The 22941-nt window shown below is 34.0% G+C and carries 21 protein-coding genes; 6 read left to right on the forward strand and 15 right to left on the reverse strand.

From position 1 onward, the window contains the following. Positions 1-16: 16 nt before the first annotated feature. The 13 genes from hisIE to AB1J10_RS05770 all read right to left on the reverse strand — a co-directional run bounded on the left by hisIE (position 17) and on the right by AB1J10_RS05770 (position 14315). Complete coding sequence (gene hisIE / locus AB1J10_RS05710) at positions 17-646, reverse strand: bifunctional phosphoribosyl-AMP cyclohydrolase/phosphoribosyl-ATP diphosphatase HisIE (protein ID WP_019470087.1); 630 nt, start codon at positions 644-646, stop codon at positions 17-19. Further along, positions 643-1401 carry an imidazole glycerol phosphate synthase subunit HisF gene (hisF, locus tag AB1J10_RS05715; RefSeq protein ID WP_046206799.1) on the reverse strand — a complete coding sequence of 253 codons (759 nt, stop codon included), beginning with the start codon at positions 1399-1401 and terminating at the stop codon, positions 643-645. The genes hisIE and hisF overlap by 4 nt, the downstream gene beginning before the upstream one ends. Continuing rightward, complete coding sequence (gene hisA / locus AB1J10_RS05720) at positions 1398-2102, reverse strand: 1-(5-phosphoribosyl)-5-((5-phosphoribosylamino)methylideneamino)imidazole-4-carboxamide isomerase (protein WP_019470089.1); 705 nt, start codon at positions 2100-2102, stop codon at positions 1398-1400. Before hisA ends, hisF begins: the two co-directional genes overlap by 4 nt. Next, complete coding sequence (gene hisH / locus AB1J10_RS05725) at positions 2102-2674, reverse strand: imidazole glycerol phosphate synthase subunit HisH (RefSeq protein WP_019470090.1); 573 nt, start codon at positions 2672-2674, stop codon at positions 2102-2104. Before hisH ends, hisA begins: the two co-directional genes overlap by 1 nt. Next, complete coding sequence (gene hisB / locus AB1J10_RS05730; protein ID WP_019470091.1) at positions 2671-3249, reverse strand: imidazoleglycerol-phosphate dehydratase HisB; 579 nt, start codon at positions 3247-3249, stop codon at positions 2671-2673. Before hisB ends, hisH begins: the two co-directional genes overlap by 4 nt. Next, positions 3236-4231, reverse strand: coding sequence for a pyridoxal phosphate-dependent aminotransferase (locus tag AB1J10_RS05735; protein ID WP_107365210.1), 996 nt, complete (start codon positions 4229-4231; stop codon positions 3236-3238). The genes hisB and AB1J10_RS05735 overlap by 14 nt, the downstream gene beginning before the upstream one ends. Next, positions 4224-5486 (reverse strand): histidinol dehydrogenase, encoded by a 1263-nt coding sequence (gene hisD, locus AB1J10_RS05740; protein WP_239991570.1) that lies wholly within the window; start codon positions 5484-5486, stop codon positions 4224-4226. The genes AB1J10_RS05735 and hisD overlap by 8 nt, the downstream gene beginning before the upstream one ends. Then, positions 5476-6093 carry an ATP phosphoribosyltransferase gene (hisG, locus tag AB1J10_RS05745; protein WP_107365208.1) on the reverse strand — a complete coding sequence of 206 codons (618 nt, stop codon included), beginning with the start codon at positions 6091-6093 and terminating at the stop codon, positions 5476-5478. The genes hisD and hisG overlap by 11 nt, the downstream gene beginning before the upstream one ends. A gap of 16 nt (positions 6094-6109) precedes the next feature. Further along, complete coding sequence (locus AB1J10_RS05750; RefSeq protein ID WP_046206802.1) at positions 6110-6925, reverse strand: ATP phosphoribosyltransferase regulatory subunit; 816 nt, start codon at positions 6923-6925, stop codon at positions 6110-6112. A gap of 392 nt (positions 6926-7317) precedes the next feature. Next, positions 7318-8616: a D-serine ammonia-lyase gene (locus AB1J10_RS05755; protein ID WP_070657964.1), complete on the reverse strand. Its 1299-nt coding sequence runs from the start codon at positions 8614-8616 to the stop codon at positions 7318-7320. Positions 8617-8854: 238 nt separating this feature from the next. Next, a complete protein-coding gene (locus AB1J10_RS05760) occupies positions 8855-11014 on the reverse strand; it encodes an RNA degradosome polyphosphate kinase (protein WP_369003046.1) in 2160 nt (719 codons plus the stop codon). Between the two features lie 67 nt (positions 11015-11081). Beyond that, on the reverse strand, positions 11082-12611 hold the full coding sequence (ppx, locus tag AB1J10_RS05765; protein ID WP_192573681.1) for an exopolyphosphatase: 1530 nt from the start codon (positions 12609-12611) through the stop codon (positions 11082-11084). A gap of 162 nt (positions 12612-12773) precedes the next feature. Next, positions 12774-14315: an AbgT family transporter gene (locus AB1J10_RS05770; RefSeq protein ID WP_046206805.1), complete on the reverse strand. Its 1542-nt coding sequence runs from the start codon at positions 14313-14315 to the stop codon at positions 12774-12776. A 193-nt stretch (positions 14316-14508) separates the two neighbouring features. Between AB1J10_RS05770 and AB1J10_RS05775 the strand changes: the two genes are divergently transcribed. Beyond that, positions 14509-15327: an SDR family oxidoreductase gene (locus AB1J10_RS05775; protein WP_064209297.1), complete on the forward strand. Its 819-nt coding sequence runs from the start codon at positions 14509-14511 to the stop codon at positions 15325-15327. A 115-nt stretch (positions 15328-15442) separates the two neighbouring features. On the opposite strand, the gene AB1J10_RS05780 is transcribed toward AB1J10_RS05775, so the two are convergent. Next, on the reverse strand, positions 15443-16519 hold the full coding sequence (locus AB1J10_RS05780; protein WP_107365205.1) for a M42 family metallopeptidase: 1077 nt from the start codon (positions 16517-16519) through the stop codon (positions 15443-15445). A 199-nt stretch (positions 16520-16718) separates the two neighbouring features. Here AB1J10_RS05780 and AB1J10_RS05785 point away from each other — a divergent pair, with 199 nt between their 5' ends. Next, entirely contained in the window at positions 16719-17234 is a 516-nt protein-coding gene (locus tag AB1J10_RS05785) for a thioredoxin domain-containing protein (protein WP_019470102.1), read from the forward strand. Positions 17235-17378: 144 nt separating this feature from the next. Here the strand turns inward: AB1J10_RS05785 and AB1J10_RS05790 are convergent, their stop codons facing one another. After that, entirely contained in the window at positions 17379-18962 is a 1584-nt protein-coding gene (locus AB1J10_RS05790; RefSeq protein ID WP_107365204.1) for an FMN-binding glutamate synthase family protein, read from the reverse strand. A gap of 178 nt (positions 18963-19140) precedes the next feature. Here AB1J10_RS05790 and AB1J10_RS05795 point away from each other — a divergent pair, with 178 nt between their 5' ends. The 4 genes from AB1J10_RS05795 (at position 19141) to AB1J10_RS05810 (ending at position 22889) form a co-directional block, all read left to right on the forward strand. Continuing rightward, positions 19141-19914, forward strand: coding sequence for a CPBP family intramembrane glutamic endopeptidase (locus AB1J10_RS05795; RefSeq protein WP_107365203.1), 774 nt, complete (start codon positions 19141-19143; stop codon positions 19912-19914). A gap of 115 nt (positions 19915-20029) precedes the next feature. Beyond that, positions 20030-20677, forward strand: coding sequence for an ABC transporter ATP-binding protein (locus tag AB1J10_RS05800; RefSeq protein ID WP_019470105.1), 648 nt, complete (start codon positions 20030-20032; stop codon positions 20675-20677). Further along, complete coding sequence (locus AB1J10_RS05805) at positions 20677-21450, forward strand: ABC transporter permease (RefSeq protein ID WP_046206977.1); 774 nt, start codon at positions 20677-20679, stop codon at positions 21448-21450. Before AB1J10_RS05800 ends, AB1J10_RS05805 begins: the two co-directional genes overlap by 1 nt. A 257-nt stretch (positions 21451-21707) precedes the next feature. Further along, positions 21708-22889, forward strand: a complete 1182-nt coding sequence (locus AB1J10_RS05810; protein ID WP_107365202.1) for an MFS transporter — start codon at positions 21708-21710, stop codon at positions 22887-22889. The last annotated feature ends 52 nt before the right edge of the window (positions 22890-22941 follow it).

Genomic DNA, 22941 nt, shown 5'->3' on the forward strand with positions numbered 1-22941 from the left:
AATCAGTAAATCGAATTTACCAATTTTTTATATCTGATCTTTCTCCTTTAAAGTTATTGGAAACTTGATGACGTTTTGACAAAGTTTTCTCAATATCTTCAAATTTGATGTTCAATGCATGTAAAAGTACAAAAAGATGATACATTAAATCAGCAGTTTCATTTGTTACTTCTTCTTGATTAGATTTCATAGCACCGATTACGACTTCAAAAGCTTCTTCACCAAACTTCTTCGTGATTTTTTCTAAACCTTCATTCAATAAATATTGTGTGTATGAATTTTCTTTATTAGAGTTAGCGCTTGAAGATACAGTGTCTTCGAGCTGTTGTACATAGAAAGGAACCGTTGTATTGAAACAACTTTGGCTCCCAGTATGACAAGTTGGTCCATTGGGAATTACATCTATCAATAAGGTGTCTTGATCACAGTCTAGGTGTACATTTTGAACGACTTGGGTGTGACCAGAAGTTTCTCCTTTGGTCCATAAGCGGTCTTTAGAACGTGAATAAAAACAAACCTTCCCCTCAGCTAACGTTTTGTTGTATGCATCTTCATTCATATAACCAAGCATAAGCACTTGTTTTGTCTGAACATCTTGTAGTATGGCAGGAATAAGACCTTTACTAAAATCAGGTTGTTGTGTCATCTTATTGGAATACCTCCTTGAGCCATTGATTGTTTAATTTCATTCACTGTGGTTTCTTTGTCATGCAGTATGCTAGCAGCTAATCCTGCCGAGACATTTGTTTGTTTGAATAAATCTACAAAATGCTCTGGATTGCCGCCACCACCAGAAGCAATAATAGGGATGTGCACAAGTTGTTCAATCTCATGTAAATGGTTAACATCAAAGCCTTGTTTCATCCCATCGTGTGTCATACTCGTTATTAATAATTCGCCAGCGCCAAGCGCCTCCACTTCTTGAACCCAGTCATAGACACGTTTATCTGTACGTTTCTTTCCGCCATGTGTATAGCAAAAATAATCATTTAACTCTGTATCAAAGTTACTATCTATAGCGATACAAATACATTGGCTTCCAAATTTTTCACTGGCTTCTTGGATAAAAGCAGGGTGCTTTAATGCGCTAGAGTTTAGAGATACCTTGTCAGCACCATGATTTAGCAACTGGGAAATGTCATCAATTGTGGAAATGCCGCCTCCTACTGTAAGTGGAATGAATAGTTTTTCAGCAGTTTCTTCAATAACATCTAACATAAGTCCATGGCCTGCTTCAGTTCGAGAGATATCTAAAAAGACTAATTCATCTGCACCTTGCTCGTTGTAATAAAGTGCATAATCCACAGGATTTCCAAGGTCACGTAGCCCTTTAAATTGTATGCCTTTGACAACGCGGCCATCTTTCACATCTAGGCAGGGGATAATTCTTTTTTTAATCATGATAATCCCTCCCAAAATGCAGGGTTGTGTGCAGCTTTACCAACGATTGCTGCATGAACACCAAATTTTTCTAATTGTTCTAAGTCTTGTTGATGACGAATACCACCAGAAGCAATGACAGGTTTTTGTGTTGCTTTGACAAGCTGTGCTGTTATTTCAAAGTTTGGGCCAGCCATGCGACCATCTTTAGAAATATCCGTATAGATGATACCTCCCAATGGTAGCGATTCGATTTGCTGAACCAAATCGAATAAGTCTAGATGTGCATCTTGTTCCCAGCCGTTTATTTTTATTTCGCGCTGATATGCATCTACTGATAGATAGAGTTTGTACGGATATTGATGAGACATTTTGGCTAACCATTCAGTATCTTGAATGCCTTTTGTCCCAATAATACAATAGTCTATACCGTCAGCAAAATAAGCTTTGATTGTTTCATAACTACGTATACCGCCACCAACTTCCATAGGTTTATTGGTCAGGCTTCTTAATTGTTTGATGTAGTCCTGTTCAATAGATGTTTGCTGCTTGGCACCGATTAAATCTACAATATGAATACGATCTACACAGTCGAACTTGTCATAAAAAACGACGCTATCTTCGGCACTGCGCGTCATTTTTTCTTCTGAATCATATTTTCCTTCAGTCAGTCTCACACTTGTTGCATTAATTAAATCAATAGCTGGCCAAATATTGATCATTATAAGAAACCACCTTTCAGAGCTTGATTAAGTATCGCTAAACCATCTTCACCACTTTTTTCAGGATGGAATTGGATACCTATAAAATTTTTATATTGAACAATTGCAGGAATCAACGTGCCATAGTCTGCATAAGCAACAACATGATCTGACATTTCAGCTTGATAGGAATGTACAAAATATACATCTTGCGTTAATGTTGTATAATTGCTGATTAAATTATTCCACCCTAAATGCGGTACCGGATAAGGTGTTTGAATAGGTATGATATTTCCTGGGAAAAGTTGTAATCCTTCTACATCACCTTCTGCGCTGTGTTCATAAAGCAATTGCATACCTAGACAAATACCGATGATTGGTTTATGTGATATATTTTGTAAAATAGACTTTAATCCCCGTTTTTCAATCGCTTGCATAGCATCTTTAAAATGACCTACACCAGGTAATATAAGGGTATCTGCTGCCTCAATATCCTCTACACGATCTGTTAAAATTGCATTAAAACCTAAACGATTAAGCGCACGTTGTATGTTTTTAATATTTCCTAAACCATAGTCAATCACTGCAATCATTCAATCACACCCTTAGAAGAAGGAGTGATATTAGCGTCATTTGAGACTAATGCATCTTTAAGCGCACGAGCAAAAGATTTAAATATACTTTCTATTTCATGGTGTGTGTTTCCACCGCGAATTAAGTCAATATGCGTTGTTAGACGTGAGTTGATAACAAGTGCTCTGAAAAATTCCTCAACGAGTTCAGTATCAAATGTACCTACTTTTTCTTTACTGAATTGAGCATTAAAAGATAAATAAGGTCGTCCACTAATATCTACGACTGTGCGCGCAAGTGTTTCATCCATGGGTATGTAACTAACCCCGTAACGTTGAAAATATTTACGTTCCTTTACCATCGATAACAGTAACTGTCCAAGAACAATACCAATATCTTCTGTCACATGATGATCATCGACTTGAACATCTCCATTTGCTTCTATAGATAAGGATAATTGGCTGTGAAAAGTAAAGAGTGTCAACATATGATCCAAAAACCCAACGCCTGTATGAATATTACTTTCACGGTGGTCATCAGCCAGAGAAATGCTTAATTGTGTTTCTGCTGTATTACGTGTTTTATTTAGTATCATATTGCGACCTCCAATTTTTAATAAGTATAAATAATTGATCTAATTGTTCATCTGTAGCAATAGAGTATCGTACATAGTCAGACATTTCTGGTTCATCGTATAATCTTGGAAGGAATCCATTGTCTTTAATATAAGCACCTAAACTTTGCGCAGCTTCTCCTTTGGTTAATACGAAATTTGTAGCAGAAGGGAAGACTACCATGACATCGGCAACAAGTTCATGAAACATATCTTTTAATTTTCGGGCAAGCTGTCGTTGTTGCTTTATAAACGCGCGAGTCATTGTTTGATTTTCAAACATATAAATCGCGATATGAAGCGTAATTGTATTCAAAGGATACGGATGCTCAATGCTTTGGATGAGTTTGATGGTATCATTAGTACCGATGAGCACACCTAGTCTTAAGCCAGCGATACCAAACGCTTTCGAGAGCGTACGCATTTGAATAACATGAGGTTGCATCTTAATATCATAAGATTCACCAAAATCTAAGTAAGCTTCATCAATGATAAAGTAACCACCCAATGTTTGCATCTTATCTGCAATAGCCATTAAAAATGTCGTACTATATTGTAAGCCAGATGGATTATGTGGATTACTCATAATAAAGAATGCAGGCTGTACTTCATCAATTCGTTTTAAAATCATTTCTAAATCAAATGTTAAATCTGAATTTGCTGGTACAAATTCAATAGGTCGAGCTACCTGATTAGCATAAGCTTGATACATGAAAAAGTCAGGATCTAATGTCAATGCCGGTCCTTCTGGCATGATTAACATTAATTTTTGAATGAGCTCATCAGAACCATTACCTGCTATGACTTGATCAGGAGAAATATTATGAAAAGCTGCATAAGCTCGTTTGAAGCGCTCATACTCATCATCAGGATAAAAGTTAAATGCTGCCTGTTGAATAATTGTTGCAAGTTGTTCATTAGATAATGGTTTAAGTGGACTTTCATTTTTATTAATTCTAATCATTGTGTGGCTCCTTTGTTGTTCGAATTTCTATGGATTGTTCGTGATTATACAAGTGTTCAATATGTGCTAATTTACGTGCGGATTGTTCAATGTTTTTAAATGTTTGTTGTGATAAATCTATGACAGAATGTCTCGTTAAGAAATCATTCACAGATAGACCATTGGTAAAACGAGCAGTCTGATTTGTAGGTAGTACATGGCTTGGGCCAGCAACATAATCTCCGATAACTTCTGGAGAATAATATCCTAAGAAGAGTGCACCTACATATTTCACATGGTTGATATAGTCATGTGGACATTGTGTTTGTATAGATGCATGTTCCGGTGCAATTTGATTTATCAAATCGCAAGCTTCAGTAAAGTTTTCTACTGAAATTAAGAAGTGATTGTGTTTTAAACTGGCTTCAACAATAGGTTGCCGTTTGATTTGTCTTAGAGTTTTTTGAATATTATTTTCTAATTGTTGTAATAAGTCTTTATCTTCACTGATGACAAATGTTCTAGCGAGTTCATCATGTTCTGCTTGAGCAAATACATCATAAGTAATGGCATTTATGTCAGCCGATCGATCAATGATTAGTGCAATTTCACTTGGACCAGCAATCTGATCAATGCCAACTTGCCCATATAAATATTTTTTGGCATAGGCAACATATTGATTTCCAGGTCCAACTATTTTATCCACTTTAGGAATTGTCTCAGTACCATACGCAAGTGCAGCAATACTTTGTGCGCCACCAACTTGGTAAACTTGATCAACACCAGCAATATAACAGGCAGCAAGTACAATATCAGGTATGCCTTCAATTTGTGGTGGAGTAACGACGACGATATTTTTAACACCAGCAACTTTAGCAAGTGTTACAGTCATTAACACGGTGGAGGGATAGCTAGCTTTACCACCTGGGACATAGACACCGACACGCTCTAACGGGTGATATAATTCGTAACATTCTGAATTATCCTGCTGATGCTCTTGTTTAATAGACATTTGATATGCCTTAATTCTGTCATGACTTTGTTCAAGAGCTTCCCGTATAGATGAGTCAATGCGTTGATAAGCAGTAAATAAGTCTTCCTTAGAAACTGATAATTGTGATGTTTCTACTTTGTCTAGTTTTAGATTGTATTCCTTTAAGGCGTCGTCCCCTCGAAATTTCACTTGATCACAAATTTCTTTTACGATTGGATATAAATCTTCGTTTAGTTCAGATTGGTTCAGGTAGTTATTCATAAATGTTTCTTTATTTGTAATCAATGAGCGTCACCTCCAAAGTTTTAATTAAATCATCAATTTCAGTTGATTTTTTAAAATATGATGCCTTATTTGTAATGAGTTTAGCATTGATGTTTTTAATCTTTTCTTTTTCAACTAAGCCATTTGACTTTAAAGTAGTACCAGTTTGAACAATATCAACAATGCCATCTACCATATCTACCAAACATGCCAATTCAATTGAACCTGATAGTTTTACAAGCTCAACATCTAAACCTTGTGCTTCAAAATATTGACGTGCTGTTTGGGTATATGAAGTAGCTACTTTTTTAAATTGAGAAGCTTCTGGTTTAGCAGCAAGTGAAAAGTGACATTCGCCAAAAGGTAAATCCAGTAAGTTGTTAATAAAATAATTACCTTCTTCTAAAATATCGCTGCCGACGATGCCAATATCTGCAACGCCTTGTTCAACATATATCGGTACATCACTACCCTTGACTAAAATAAATTGTATATCATTAACTGTTATAAGTAATTGACGCTCTCTTTGTTCAAGTGCATATGCTATTTCAGTTTCTCTTATTTCATTTAAATACTTTATAAAACTTTTAAGTAATCTACCTTTTGCCAATGCGACAGTAAGCATGATTTTCACTCCTTGTTTATAGTATAAAACCTAGTCCAAAGCCTTCTAATTTCCCTTTATAAAACCCACCAGTGAGACGCTGAGTTTTATTATTTTTTAAATGACATTTCATGAATGATCCTTTGTAATAAGAACGTGGTGGTCTAGGGGTTATATCAAGATGAATTTCAGTAATATTTTGTGATTTAAACCATTGTTCCCACCGATGTAAAGACTGGATGGTGCGATGGTCATGTGGAAATAGTTGTGTTAATAAATCAAGTTGTTCAGTTGTTTTTGTAGTGAGCAACTGTACCACAGGATGCGCAAGACCTAACTGTGCAGTTAACTCTGAAATATTTCGCTCTTGTATAAGATTTAATATCGATTGGCTTTGTTCGCTAGCTGCTAATAATAAATCGATTAATTGATAATGTCCTAAAATGACAAAGTCGATATCATCATTCAACGTATATTTAATAAAGTTATAAAACGTTTTAAAATCGTTTTGCATATCTGTAACAGTTGGGTTGTAATGTTCTATACCTAATTGAGTGTAAACTTCATTATTTCTGACTATTGGACCACTATAAGCTAAACGTTGTTGTTCAGGTTGATAATTACTGTAGTAACGCAATAATTGGTCAGTGAAATCATTGCGCAAAGCAAAAATATGATGGTCATGTTGCCAAAAGCTACGCTCTGTCATTTGTTGTAAATCATCAGGCGTAAGTGATTGCCAGGATAATGATTCTATAAAACTAAAATCAACAAGTTTAAAATCCGCTTGTTGAAAATGTTTTAAAAATGATAATTCATATTCTTTGTTATTAATAAGTGCTTTCGTATCCATAGTATAATGACCATCCTTTATTAAATACTTTGTTTCTCTACCGAACTAAAGTGAATTGATAAAACATACTTTAACACAGTTGATTTTAGAATTCAATAAATATTCAGAAAATATTCTTAGCAACGTGACTTTAGACGCTTTTATCTATATTTATATAAAAAAATAAAACCTAAAATATTGTTTTAGGTTTTAGAGTGAAAGTAAGTGTGACGATACCACTTCGAACATATTATATTTATTATAAATTTTAACCAAGCCTAATGCCATCATTGAAAAAGAAGCAAGGTTATTATATATGCGTTTTTTAGATAAGGTATCGAGCAAAACATAAAGTGGGGTGTATACTTAAAGTTAAATGTTTGTTGTCAGGTATGTTTCTAAATCGTTGACGTTTATGATTGTTTGCCTTGAGCCACATATTTTAACATTTCTTCCTTAGGTACCATATTACCGCCAGTTGCCCATACAATATGATTGGCATTAGATAAATTAAAATGAGTTTTGTCGGTATGTTTCAACACTGCTTTTAAACCTGCAAACCCTGATGCTGCAGAGGGTTCAACAAATATACGTTCCTTTTGACTAAGCAAATATAAATATCGGTACATTTGTTGATCTTCTACAGTAAAAGCACCATATAATAATGAATTCATTATATGACCAACGAGTTTTGAAGGTCTGGCAACAGCAAGACCATCTGCATCAGTACGGCCGTCTAATCCAATATCTGTTACAGCTATTTGGTTGTGCAGTTGTGTCATCATTCCTAATGTCATGCATGGTGCATGTGTAGGTTCAGCAAAAAGACAATACACATGATCGCCAAATACTTGATTTAATCCAAAGGCAACACCACCTGGACCTCCACCAACACCACAAGGCAGATAAACAAAAAGGGGATGTTGTGCATCTACTTGTATACCTTCATTGCTAAGTTGTGTTTTTAACCGTAAAGCAGCAACTGTATAACCTAAGAAAAGATCAGCAGAACCTTCATCGTCTATGAAATGACAAGTAGGGTCGTTTTCTGCAGCCTTCCGTCCTTCAGCAACTGCATATTGATAATCAGATTGGTGCTCAACAACTTTCACACCGCGTGACCGAAGTAAGTCCTTTTTCCATTGGCGCGCGTCACTAGACATATGTACAATAACTTGAAAGCCTAATTGTGCACTTATGATGCCAATACTTAAACCTAGGTTACCAGTTGAACCGACAGCAACGGTATATTTACGAAAGCACGCTTTATATTTTGATTCGGATAAAATTTTGTAATCATCTGTATATTTTAAACCACATTCCTTTATAGCGATAGATTCAGCTAGTTTTAGAACTTCATATATACCACCTCTTGCCTTTATAGAGCCTGAAATAGCAAGATGACTATCGCATTTAAGCCATAATTTACCACTTTGCTCAAGGTGTTCAGAGTCAACTAATGCTTGTTGCATAAAAGGGATTGCTTTTAGTGGGGATTCAATCAGACCATGGTCTTTTTCAGTTTTAGGAAAAACATTACGTATATAACTGCTAAAACGTTCTAACCTTGCTGCAGCATCTTCTATATCATCTAATGAAAAAGGGAATGTTTCATCATTACGAAAATTTGGATTTTTCCAAAATATCGGTTTATATTGTTGCATGTCATTGACTAAAGGAAAGTTACTTTTTAATTTTTCAACATTTATCATAAGTGACACCTCATAAAAGTTAATAGTATTTAGTGTTTATTATAGCAAAATTAGATACATAAGATGTTATATAACTGATATTTCAAAATGCTATAAGTTGAGAATGAGATGAATTTTTTATTATTTAATAAGAGGATATCATGCGAAACCGATAAAGATGATTTCACTATAAGGATTACCTGAGCTTTAGCTCATGCATAAGAACCACTAACCCAACAAGTTGGGAAGTGGTTCTTTATCATCGTTTAAACGTATCTTTTAGTTTAGAAAACCATCGATTTTTATGTTGTATAGGAACTTCTTGTGGCAGGGTAGAAGCTTCTTTTAATTTTTGGCCAAATGTCATCGCTTCTTTCATTAAATAAGCCTGTGAATTTAATGGTGATAAATTATTATGAATATAATGATAATAACCTTGTTCGTCCTGATATCGACCTTTTTGGTTATCTGATAATTGTAAATTCATATAATCTAATAAGCGTTTAGCAATTTTTTTATCTTCGACAGGGAACAATATTTCTACACGCTTAATCATATTACGTGTCATTGCATCTGCTGAAGAGAGGTAAATTTTTTCATCACCGTTATTATGGAAGTAATAGATACGAGAGTGTTCAAGGAAACGACCAACGATACTTACTACTTCAATATTATCGCTGACATCTGGGATGCCTGGTTTTAAACAACAAATACCGCGAATAATTAATTTAACTTTGACACCAGCACGAGAAGCTTCAAATAATTTAAGAATAATATCTTTATCTGTTAATGAATTCATCTTCATCATAATTTTTCCATTACCGTTTTCACGATGTGATTTGATTTCTTTGTCTATTCGAGCTAAGAATACATCACGTATGTCGTATGGAGCTACAATGAGTTTATTATATTCTGGTTTCAATGTATATCCACTGAGGTAGTTAAAGAAGTTAATAGCATCTTCTGCTATTTCTTGATTTGTTGTGATAATGCCCATATCTGTATAGAGCTTAGCTGTTTTATCGTTGTAGTTTCCAGTACCTAAATGTACGAAAGATGTGAGTTTGTTATTGTTGCGTTTGACCACAAGCGAAATTTTACTATGCGTTTTCAAATATGTCATACCATAAATAACATGACAGCCTGCATCTTCTAACATTCTTGCCCAGTGAACATTATTTTCTTCATCAAAACGTGCTTTTAATTCAACGAGCACAGTTACTTGTTTACCATTTTCTGCAGCTATTTTCAAACTATTAATGATTGGTGAATCTTTACTTACACGATATAATGTTTGTTTAATAGCAATCGTGTTCGGATCATTTGCAGCATCACGAATGAAATCTACAATTGGTTCAAAGGATTCATAGGGATGATGAAAGAAAATATCACGTTTTAATGATAAATCAAAAATGTCTTCATTACCCAAAGATTGAGGTGGTTGTGGTAGATATTTATTATATGTTAAATGTTTTAAACTATTAGATAAATGGTCTACAAGATCGAAAAGCAGTGTTAAATCTAATGGACCGTCTACAAAATAGACATCATTATCATGAACTTCCAACTGATTGATAATCCAAACAACGTCTTCATAAGTTGCTTGTCTTCCGTCTATCTCTAAACGTACTGCTGTTCCGCGTTTACGCTCTTTTAAGAAGCGTTCTATTTCAATTAACAAATCTTCGGCACCATCTTCATGGATGGTTAGATCGGCATTACGTGTAATTCTAAAGGTGAAGGTATTTAACACTTCATAGCCAGTGAATAATTCATTAATATAATAAGTGATAATATCTTCTAACATTACAACGTATTGAGTTTGACCTTGATTTAATGTATAAAATCTTGGAATTAATGATGGTATTTGTACAATAGCCGAATTAATTGCATCATCGGTATCAATATCTACAAATATATTCAAGCTTTTATTGTTTAATTTTGGGAAAGGATGATAAGCATCGATACCTAATGGTGTTAATGTAGGTAAGATACCTGTTTTAAATTCACGTTCTAACTGTGGTAATAAAGACTCTGGTAAAGATTCAGGTTTTGTTACTTCCACACGATGTTGTTTTAACAGTTCTACTAATTCGTTATAACGTGCATACTGTAAATCTACATATTTTTTATTTTTTATTTTTATTTGCTCAAGTTGTTCTTTAGGTGTGAGTTGTGCTTTGTTCTCAGGTTTATCATAGCCCATTTTAACTTGATCTTGTAATCCGGCCACACGCACCATAAAGAATTCATCCAAGTTAGAGCTAAATATAGAAATAAATTTTAATTGTTCCAATAAAGGATTGTTTTTATCTTCAGCTTCTTGTAATACGCGATAATTAAAATCTAACCAACTGAGCTCTCTATTATTATAATATTGTGGTAAATTTAAATCTCTCTCTCCCAATTTCTTTTGCATAATTCTAATTCCACCTTATTGTAGTCTTGTTAACATATTTTGCTACGTACAATTTATCATATGAATTTTAAGATTTTGTAAAGATGATAGAAAGATTTTCTTTTAAAATTTTCTCGATATGCTTTTTTTGTCTAAGTGATTGATACTCTTCAGCAATCGGTTCACCAATATAACGGACATACAAAGTATAAGCACCATCTTCTTCTTGTAATGCCACACGCTCCACTGGGCTAGTGTGTGATATATTTAGGGCATTTACAAATTTAATAATACCGCCTAAAAATTGAATATGATCCAACTCTTTGCCACGTAGCCATGCGGTCTCTTGGCTATAAAATTTTAAAAGAGATTTATTTTTAAAACTTGCTAACATTGCAAGTTTGACGCGATCTTCATGTGGAAAACCATCAATCATTGAATTCGCTATAATATAATACGTATGCGGTGAACTAGAATCTGCGTCAATAAATCTTCCTAAATAATATAAATATGCACCTTCCGCAAAAAGTTCTTGCTCTTTTTTAGTAACTTGAATTTTATCTAAGTCAATCAGTTGTGATAACAATGATTGAGCCAATTTAACGCGTTGTTTTGCACTAGATTCTTCGATGCTATATTCATTAGCTAAATGATATAATGCATCTTTTCTAATGTTTTCTTTTTTAAATTCTTGTGGGTGACGTTCGGATATCAACTTCATTATATAGCCCTCACGTAGCCCTTTGCGTGAGAAAGTGAAGTGGGTTGCATTGATTTGTTCGAATAAAGTTTTGAATACGGATACTGCTGGTAATATGATGTCTATACGGTCTCTGCTTAATCCATCAATATCTTTTAAGTCATCACGTGAACTCTTTTTAATTATTTTATATACCTCATCCATATCTTCTTCAGTCATTGAGTAGTTATGAACACCACCAATGGGATAAGAATGTTCTGACTGATGAATGCGTGCTACGTTACGAGCTGATCCACCAATACCGACTAGAGCGATGTTTTGGTCTTGTAACCATGGTAGCTGTTCGAATTGCTTAGCTATAAATTTTTCCATTGCTTTAATTGCAGATTTATCATTATGATCTTTATCTTCGAAGAATTTTCGTTTTAATGTTACAACGCCAAATGGGAAACTATGCGCTTCAATGATTGTTTTATCTTTGAATAAAGTGACTTCTGTAGAACCACCACCAATATCGATAGAAATACCATCTTCTACATCTGTAGTATGAGTGATGGCATAAAAACCATAAAAAGCTTCTTCTTGATCAGGAATGATTTTGATGCTGATGTCAAGTTCGCTTTTAATGTGTTTGATAATTTCATTTTGATTGGTAGATTGTCTAATAGCAGCTGTCGCAACAGGATGTAATTCGTTTACTTCAAATTTATTAGCGACGCTTTTAAAGCTGTGTAATGTTGTTGTCAACACATCGATACCATCTTGGTTCATCTTTAAATCATCGCTTAAATATTGACTTAAGCGTGCGGGCGTTTTAATATTTAAAATTTCATTTAATCCTGTTTTAGTATCGAATTCAAAAATAACTAACCTTATTGTATTTGATCCGATGTCTACTAATCCTATGCGTTCCATAATCTCCTCCTGTATATATGAGGTAAATAGTTGTTTATAAATTTATTTACCCACTTTTCTCTTTAATATTACAATAAATAGCATGATTTGTGATACATCAATTGAATATTGTTCAATTCATGGTAATGATTTTTATATAGTTTGAAATTTAATATTGTTTTTGACTTATTCATTGATGTGTAAAGGGCCTCCAGGGCCTAATGGCCAGCCAAGTAAGTACCATATAATCATGAATATGGGCCATACAATACTTAGAATAATGGTATAAGGCATTAAACTAGATAACAGTGAGCCTAATTTCATGTGTTTATCATATTTTTGAGCATAAGATAAAAGTAATGGCAAATAAGGCATCATTGGCGTAATTGGGTTACTAATTGAATCTCCAATTCTATACAACATTTGTGTGAATGCAGGATGAAATCCTACAATTATCAGCATTGGAATAAATATTGGAGCAAGAATTCCCCATTTAGCAGATGCACTACCGATTAATAAGTTAATGAGCGCACCTAAAAAAATCACTCCTAAAATAAGGACGATACCGTTTTGATCTTGAAGTACTTCAGCACCTTGTACTGCTACAATCACACCTAAATTACTCCATTCTAAAAATGCCAGTAATTGTGCTGCAAAAAAGACAATAACAATAAAAGACCCCATAGAAGCCATAGAATCAGCAAGCATTTTACCTAAATCTTTAGAATTTTTAAATTCCTTCATTAACATGCCGTACACCAAACCAGGCACCAAAAAAATAAGTAAAATAATTAAACCAACCCCATTAATAATAGGAGAATCATTCAATAAACTGCCAGTTTTGGCATTACGTAAGAAACTATTTTGTGGTATTGCCATAATGATAAGTAAAATAAGTGTAGTGAAAAAGCTTATATTTGCCCAAAACACAGCCTTACTTTCTTTAAGTGTTAATCCTTGATTAGTATCATCCACTTTAATATTAGACTGTGTATCGTCATATGAGCCTAAACGGGGGATGACAAAACGCATTGTCACCCAATAAATTGTTGGCAATAATACAACGACACTAGCTGCAATAAAGTACCAATTCATCGCTACATTAACTGCAATTTTATCAGAAACAATCTTTGTTGCTGGTTCTGTAAAGGCATAAAGCAATGCATCTGACATTCCTATCATGACATTCGCAGAAAAACCACCAAGTGCTGATGCGTAAGCCATCGCTAACCCGGCAATAGGGTGATAGCCTAATTTTATGAAGACCATCGCTGTTAACGGTGGTAAAACAATCGTTGCAGCATCTCCTGCAGAATTGCCAATAATACCTATAAGTATTATTACAGGCACAATGATTTGCTTGGGTGCTTTATGAACAATTTGTACCATTAATTTATCAAAATAACCTGTTTTCTCAGCAATACCTACCCCAAGCATCACTGATAATACTAAACCGAGTGCAGGGAACTCAGAAAAGTTTTTGATCGCATCATTCAAAATCATAGCAATACCATCTTTGCTTAAAATATTTTTGATACCAATGGTATTACCTGTTCCAGGATGTTTTACTGTGACATGAAAAAGTGAAACAACCCATGTAATGATTGCGAGCCCAAGACACATTAGAAAAAACAATATACTTGGATCAGGTAATCTATTACCAATTTTTTCTACAATATTCAGAAATTTATTTATAATTGTCGATTTTTCTCTCGTATTTGACCCCATTATTATTACCTCCCCAATAAGTTATCGAAATTATAACAAACTCATTTTGAAATGAGTATGATAAATTTTATGTTTCCAAGCAAAAGGCATCTATGAATGCTTTATACAAAGGTTTTAAAATTGATTTAAAAAGGAAATGTATTACAGATAAATTAATATTGAACAGTAGGGAAATGAAAGGGGAAGTTCATAGATGAGACGATTAGAAAATAAGATTGCTGTGGTAACAGGCGCTAGTACTGGCATAGGATCTGCTTCTGCACAAATATTGGCAAAAGAAGGGGCACATGTTTTAGCGATTGATATTTCTGCATCTGTACATGATACAGTAAAAGTAATTAACCAGGGCGGTAATAAAGCTTCAGGATATAATGTAGATGTATCAGATGCACATGCAGTAGAACGGCTTGCGCAATCTATTAAAGAAGATTATAATCATATTGATATTTTATGTAATAATGCTGGTATTGATAATGCCGCTGGACGTATTCATGAATTTCCAATCGATGTGTTTGATAGAATTATGAATGTTGATTTAAGAGGTACATTTTTGATGACTAAATTCTTTTTACCACTAATGATGTCAAATGGTGGCTCTATCATCAATATGGCGTCATTTTCTGGAAATGCTGCAGATTTAAATCGTTCAGCATATAATGCTGCAAAAGCAGGTATCATCAATTTCACTCGATCAACAGCGATAGAATATGGACGTGAGCATATCAGAGCGAATGCAGTCGCACCAGGTACGATAGAAACACCACTTGTAGATAAATTAACAGGTACTAAAGAAGATGAACAAGGAAAAATATTTAGAGAAAATCAGAAGTGGGTTACGCCTTTAGGTCGTTTGGGCACACCTGATGAAGTAGGTAAACTCATTGCTTTCTTGGCTTCTGATGACAGTTCTTTTATAACTGGTGAAACCATTACAATTGATGGTGGTGTGACGGCATATACTTGGCCAGGAGAAATGTTGAGTGATGCGCGTTGGAAAGATTCTACAGAATAATTTAGAGTGAAAGTGATATTATTTGAGTTTAATAGTTATTAAGAAGCACCAAAAAGCCGTAAACATTAGTGGTAGCACTTTGTTTACGGCTTTATTTTTTATAGGTTTGAGTGGTTTACCAAATGATGTTATCTACGGCATCGTCGTTTAAAGATTTAACGATTTCAGTGACTAAGGCAACCGAATTTTTATAGTCATCTGTATGCAATACAGAGACGTTTGAATGCATATAACGTAGAGCGACACCAATAGAGACCGTAGGCACACCTTCATTGGCAACATGAATACTTCCAGCATCAGTACCGCCACCAGGTGTAGAATCTAACTGGATATCTATATTATGTGCTTTAGCTATTTTTTTAATATGGGTTGTAAAACCAACATGACCTATGTTTGAAGCGTCCATAATAATGACTACAGGTCCTTGTCCAATAGCTGTCTCGCTAGTTTGGCCAGACATGCCTGGTGTATCATAGGCAACAGCTACATCGACAGCAAGAGCTAAGTCAGGTTTAATCTTATTAGCTGCAACTTTAGCGCCACGAAGACCTACTTCTTCTTGTACGTTAGCGCCTGAAACTAAATTAATATCAATGGATTCTTGTTTAAGGTTGTTTAAAACGTCTACAGCAAGGGCGCAACCATAACGATTATCAAAAGCTTTGGCAGTTAAATACTTGCTATTAGCTAGTGTTTCAAACTCACTGTATGGTGTGATCATATTGCCAATTTCAATGCCGAATTGTTCAGCTTCTTTTTTACTTTTAACTCCAATATCAATGAACATATCTTTTATTTCTACATTTTTTTTACGTTCTTCGGGTGATAAAGCATGTGGTGGTTTGGAGCCAATAATACCTCTGATTTTCTTGCCTTCATCAGTTGTGACAGTTACTTTTTGAGATAACATCACTTGGTTCCACCAACCACCAATAGGTGTGAATTTTAAAAATCCATCTTTATCAATTTTAGTAACTACAAAACCAATTTCATCTAAATGACCTGCCACCATTAATGTCTTATTACCAGTAGAGGTCGTTTTTTTACCGAAAATACCTCCCAGATTATCTTCAATAATTTCATCACTTACTGGCGTCAAATAATCACGCATAAGTGTTTTTACTGCTTTTTCATGACCTGCAATACCGTCAACATTTGTTAATGATTCTAGTAATTTTATTGAATTGTTCATGTTATACCCCCTAATCAAATATTTATATTCATTTTATCATGAACTTTGATATAAGCTAATTGTTTGAGCTTTGTGTTATTAATTTAATTTACATAACATTAGATGAAGTTTACGTTGCACGCTATTGTAAGGCTAAACGTGTGCATTCAATACCTGTCCATGATTCAATATAATTATAAACAAAGTGGAGGGATAGACGATGACAGAAATTAATTATTTAACAATAGGCTCAGAATCAGCACCGATTAAAGTGGAGTCTTTTATCAATTTAGCTTGTCCATACTGTAAAAACTTCTTTTTCGCTGCAGACACTGTATTAAAGCCATTCATTGATCAAGGGAAGGTTCAACATACAATTAAACATTTTGATAAAACGAAGCAAGGCTTATTAAAAGGAACAATAGCAAATATATATTTAAACTATCAACGACCTGAAGAAACCTTAGATATTATTCGTGAGTTATACCAAACACAAGCTCAATGGAAAGTAAGTTTTTCGACAATTGAAGCCAAAATGGAAGAAGAATATAATCTTACACCTCATAAAGAAGCTGACGATCGTTCGTTAGCGATTCATGAAGAAGCATTTGAAAGAGGAATTAAAGGCATTCCGACCGTTTTTATTAATGGTAATTTATTTGAATTCAATCCATTGGAAGATCAACAAGAAACGATAGAATCTAAGCTAACAAAGCAATTGAATCACTTTATATGATAATGAACCATCGGACTTAAATATCTATTTGCAAAATAAATACGTCTGGACATCAGTGATTCGTCCCAGACGTATGCTTATCTTATCCTTCGAAATGTTGTTGAAGCTTATTTTTAACAAAGGTGTTTGTTTTAATCTTTGAAGTTAATTATGATTTAGTAAGTTTAATTTATAATCATGTATGGATTGAATGTTACCGTCTTTCTTTTTGATAATGATGTGTTCTTTCGATATCTGAGTTGGGGAAGTTACACCTACAGCGGCAGCAATGTTAAATAAGCCTTCATGTAAACTGGTTACAAAATTAGTGACGCGGTATTTTTTTTCATCTATAATTAATCCCTTTTCACGTTTTGGATCTGTTGTTGCAACACCTACAGGACATGTGTTCATATGACACTGCCTACTCATAATACATCCGACACTAATCATCATACCTCTTGCAACGTTGACTAAATCAGCACCTAGACCTAATGCAATCGCAATTTTATCAGGTGTTACAAGTTTCCCTGAAGCAAATACTTTAATTCGATTGCGTATACCATACTTTTCGAGTACACCGGTTAAGATTGGTAAAGCAGTGAATAAAGGTAAACCTATGCCATCTTGCAATTCTTGAAATGTTGCACCAGTGCCTCCTTCGCCGCCGTCAATAGTAATAAAATTCGGAAACTGATTTGTTTCAATCATTGTTTGTGCGAGCGCTTCTACTTCTGATACTTTGCTGATTACAATTTTAAAACCAACAGGTTTTTGACCTACTTTTTGTAATTGTGTAACCCAGTCTAATAAATCGGTTGGATTATCTATAGATTCAAAACGGTTAGGGGAATTAATCGTCCTCCAAGGTTCAACATTACGAATATCAGCAATTTCTTGTGTGACTTTATTACCTTGCATATGGCCGCCTCTTGTTTTTGCACCTTGTGCTAACTTGATTTCAAAAGCTTTGACCGTATCTTCATTTGCTAAACTTTGGAAAGCATTCATATCAAATTCTCCCGATTTATCTCGTACGCCAAATAAACCTGGACCTATTTGAAAGATGATATCTGCATCACCCGATAAATGGTGTTTTGATAAACCGCCTTCACCTGTATTCATCCAAGTTCCAGCTTGTCCTAATCCTTTGGATAGCGCCGTGATTGCATGACTTCCTAATGCGCCATAACTCATTCCTGATTGACCAACAAGCCTTTTAAGTTTGAACGGATGTTTCAGTTCAGGACCTAAAATAATGGCATCTTCATCTGTTAAATAAAATGGATCTATCTCTGCTTTTGTGCGATGTTCGTCACGATTAAAGAGTCGTTCATTATCAATTGTATAAATAAATGATGAAATTAACGGTGATTGATTAATATGTAATTCTTTAGATTGCAACGGAAACATCGTATTTTGAATGTAAAACCCATCTTCATAATCCTTTTGTGTACCAAAACTAGTCATTCTTGAATTATATTTACCAGCTAATACAATATTGGTGTAATCATTACGAGAAAAAGGTTTGCCTTTGGTATCTGCTAAAAATAAATATTGGCGTAATTCTGGACCTATTTTTTCACCAAAATATCGAATACGTGCAAGTAATGGATAATTGCGTAAAACGCTATGTTGCTTTTGTCGTTTATCCTTAAAAAGCAATACAGCCCCTAAAATAAGTACGCTTATTAAACAAACGACAATGATTACGTTGACGATAAACTGTAAAATAGTCAAAATAGTCATGTAACATTCCCCCTTAATATAGTTATATAATACAATAAATTATGCAATTTACAATGTGTTCCACTGTAAAGGGGTAGAATGGTTAATTGTAATTTTCAAATAGAAAAGTAAATCAACTTATAATAATGATAAAATATTGTGTTATATTATTGTTAAACAGCTACAAGGAAGGTGACATATGACTGACAAATCATCAGCAACGCCATTAACCAAAAAGCATATATGGCAGCATCAGAAAATTGTTAAAAAAGACTTTTGGTTAATCCCTATATACATCATTGCTAATTACCTTATACCACTTATATTAACGCTGATATTAATCGTATCATATGACATTTTTAATATTGGTAGTAAGTATCGTTTAAGTGATATGAATATACTGATTTTTGGTGGTGTTATTGCTGAAATATGTATCATCTTAAGTTTTTATGGCATGCATACTAAAGATAATATTACAGCAATTGCGATCAACAGGTTAAAATCAGGTCGTAAATATATTTTGCTTATTTTTATAGCATACATATCTACGCTCTTGTTGAATAATTTATATGATTGGCTTATGACTTTTTTACCGAAGTCATTACAATATCATGAAACACAGAATCAATTGATTTTAGAAGCACTATTTCAAGACAATTGGATGCTCCCATTTTTATTTTTAGATATTGTTATTTTGACGCCGATTATTGAAGAGTTATTATTTAGGCATCTCATCATTCATGAATTAGGTAAAAAAATTACATATGCTGCTGCAAGTGTATTATCAGTTATATTATTTGCTGGTATTCATGTATTAGGGGCTACATCCCCATTTGAAATCGGAAGCTATATTTTTATTGCGATTGGTCTAGTATTTGTATATTTGAAAAGTGGGAAAAACCTAGCAGTATCCATATCACTGCATGCTTTTAATAATTTAATATCTTTTATTGCGATTGTATTTTTAAAATAATGTTTACGTGTGATATTTAATGTTGTGTTTTGAATAAAACGATTGAATGCTAAAATGACAGGAAATCAAACAGTCGTAATATGGTATAAACTATATATGACCTAGGAGGTTCAAAATGTTAGAGCTTAGAAATGTTTCATACCAGGTGGATAACCGACAAATTATCAATAACATTAATTTGAAAATCGAAGCAGGAGAAACGATTGCGATTGTTGGGCCTTCAGGAAGTGGTAAAAGTACTTTGTTACGCTTAATGAATAATTTGATAAGTCCTACAGAAGGGGAATTATATTTTAATAATCAAGTATATGAAGATATTAGTCCAGAAAAGTTAAGAATGGAAATTAGTTATTTATTACAAGAAAGCGATTTGTTTGAAAGTACTATTGGTGATAACTTAGCTTTCCCCGCTCAAATTAGAAATGATAAGTTTAATCGTAAAAGAGCTAAAGCACTTTTGAAGTCGGTAGGGTTAGGTCATTATAACTTTGATACAAGCGTAAACCATCTTTCTGGTGGGGAGCGGCAACGTGTTACGATTGCGAGACAGCTAATGTATAAACCCAAAGTATTATTATTAGACGAAGCAACAAGTGCTTTAGACGTACATAACAGTGAAAAAATTGAATCTTTAATCTTTAAGCTTGCAGAGGAAGGTACAACAATTTTATGGATTACACATAGTAACGATCAAAGTATGAGACATTTCCAAAAGCGCATTAGAATTGTGGATGGACAAATTGAGAAGGAGGAGGAATTATGATGAGTACCACTGCTTTAGTACTTACTGCGACACTCCTACTTTTTCCAATCATCGTGTCATATAAAGAAAAATTACACATAATTAAAGATTTACTCGTTGCAACTTTAAGAGCAGTTGTTCAATTGGTGATTTTAGGTTATTTACTTCATTTTATATTTGATGTAAACCAAACATGGTTGTTGCTCTTGTTTGTATTGATCATCATTATTAATGCATCGTGGAACACGATCAGTAGAGCTTCACCTGTGATGCATCATGTATTTTGGATTTCTTTTATTGCCATATTTATAGGTGTAGCGCTACCATTAGTCGGTATTGTGATCACTGGCGCAATTGAATTCAAACCTAATGAAGTAATTCCCATTGCAGGCATGCTTGGAAGTAATGGTTTGATTGCTATTAATCTTGCGTATCAAAATTTAGATCGTGAATTCGTTAAAGAAATGAGTCAAATCGAAGCCAAATTGGCATTAGGTGCTAATCCAAAACTATCTTCCAAAGGAACGATCCGTGAAAGTATCAAAACGGCAATTGTGCCAACGATAGATTCAGTGAAAACGTATGGTATTGTTTCGATTCCTGGTATGATGACAGGGTTGATTATCGGTGGTGTAGATCCATTGGAAGCTGTTAAATTTCAACTTTTAGTAGTATTTATTCATACGACAGCGACAATTATGTCAGCGTTGATTGCAACATACTTGAGTTATCGTCAATTCTTTAATGAACGAGACCAATTAATTGCGCGACATATCCCCAAAGACAATCGCTAAAAGTTTTTGATGTATATTTGTTATAATAAACATGATGACAATTACTAAAATCAAATCTATTTGATGAGAAATTTTAAATTTAGATGAGCAGGAAACGTCAAGAAGTATCAAAATGGTTATTGATATTTCTTGCGTTTCCTGTTTTTTGAAATGAATTTAATAGCATGTATTGCTAAGTATTCATATATATTGACGAATGGTTTATAATGTAGCAGTTATAGAATTTTTGAAATCAGATTAAAGAGAGGAGGATATTTATGTCAGTTATGCGCATATTTACCTTTATATTAAGTATATTTATTGTAGGAATGGTTGAAATGATGGTTGCAGGTATTATGAACTTGATGAGTAGTGATTTACATGTTTCTGAAGCAATCATTGGACAATTAGTTACCTTATATGCCATTACTTTTGCAGTAGCAGGACCTATTTTAGTAAAGCTAACAAATCGTTTTTCACCACGAATGGTTTTATTGTGGGCACTGTTAACATTTGTTGTAGGCAATATCATTATTGCGATTGCGCCTAATTTTTCTATTTTAGTGATTGGACGTATCTTATCATCTGCAGCTGCAGCATTAATTGTGGTTAAAATATTAGCTTTAACTGCGTTATTAACTGCGCCACAACACCGAGGGAAAATGATTGGTATTGTGTATTCCGGTTTTAGTGGGGCAAATGTTTTTGGTGTGCCAATCGGGACAGTCATTGGTGATTTAGTCGGTTGGAGATATACGTTTTTATTTATTGTGGTTATTAGTTTATTCGTTGGTATTCTAATGTATATATATGTACCGAAGCTAAGTGATCATCTATCGTCAAACACTGACATGGAGACAGGTTCAAATCGTTCAAACGCTTATTCTAAAGTGTTAAGACCCGTTGAAGTTACAAAATATTTAGGTATCACGTTTTTATTATTAGTAGCCAACTCGGTGACGTTTATTTATATTAATCCGTTAATCCTTTCCGGTGGGCATCAACTATCCTTTGTTTCTATTGCATTATTAATCAATGGTATTGCAGGTGTAATCGGAACATCAATGGGTGGCTTTTTATCAGATAGACTTACGAGCAAACGTTGGTTGGTTATTGCGACAGCCGTATTTATTGTTATGATGCTTATTCTTAATATGTTTTTACCAGGTACAGGTTTATTACTCATGATTATTTTCATTTGGAATATCATGCAATGGAGTACGAATCCAGCTGTGCAAAGTGGCATTATAGAACATGTTGAGGGTGATACGAGCCAAGTGATGAGCTGGAATATGTCTAGTTTAAACGCAGGTATCGGTATCGGCGGTATTGTAGGTGGATTAGTAGTATCGAACTTAAATGTCTACGCAACGACTTATTTTTCAGCTGCAATTGCGTTAGTAGCATTTATTTTAGTGATTAGCCTTAAAAATGTCGCTAAATACAATAAAGCATCATGATTTGAGCATGGACTAATGGTAATATAAGACTGCAAAATTTAATTATATATAA

Source organism: Staphylococcus cohnii species complex 1663, assembly GCF_041008415.1.
Classification (GTDB): Bacteria; Bacillota; Bacilli; order Staphylococcales; family Staphylococcaceae; genus Staphylococcus; species Staphylococcus ureilyticus.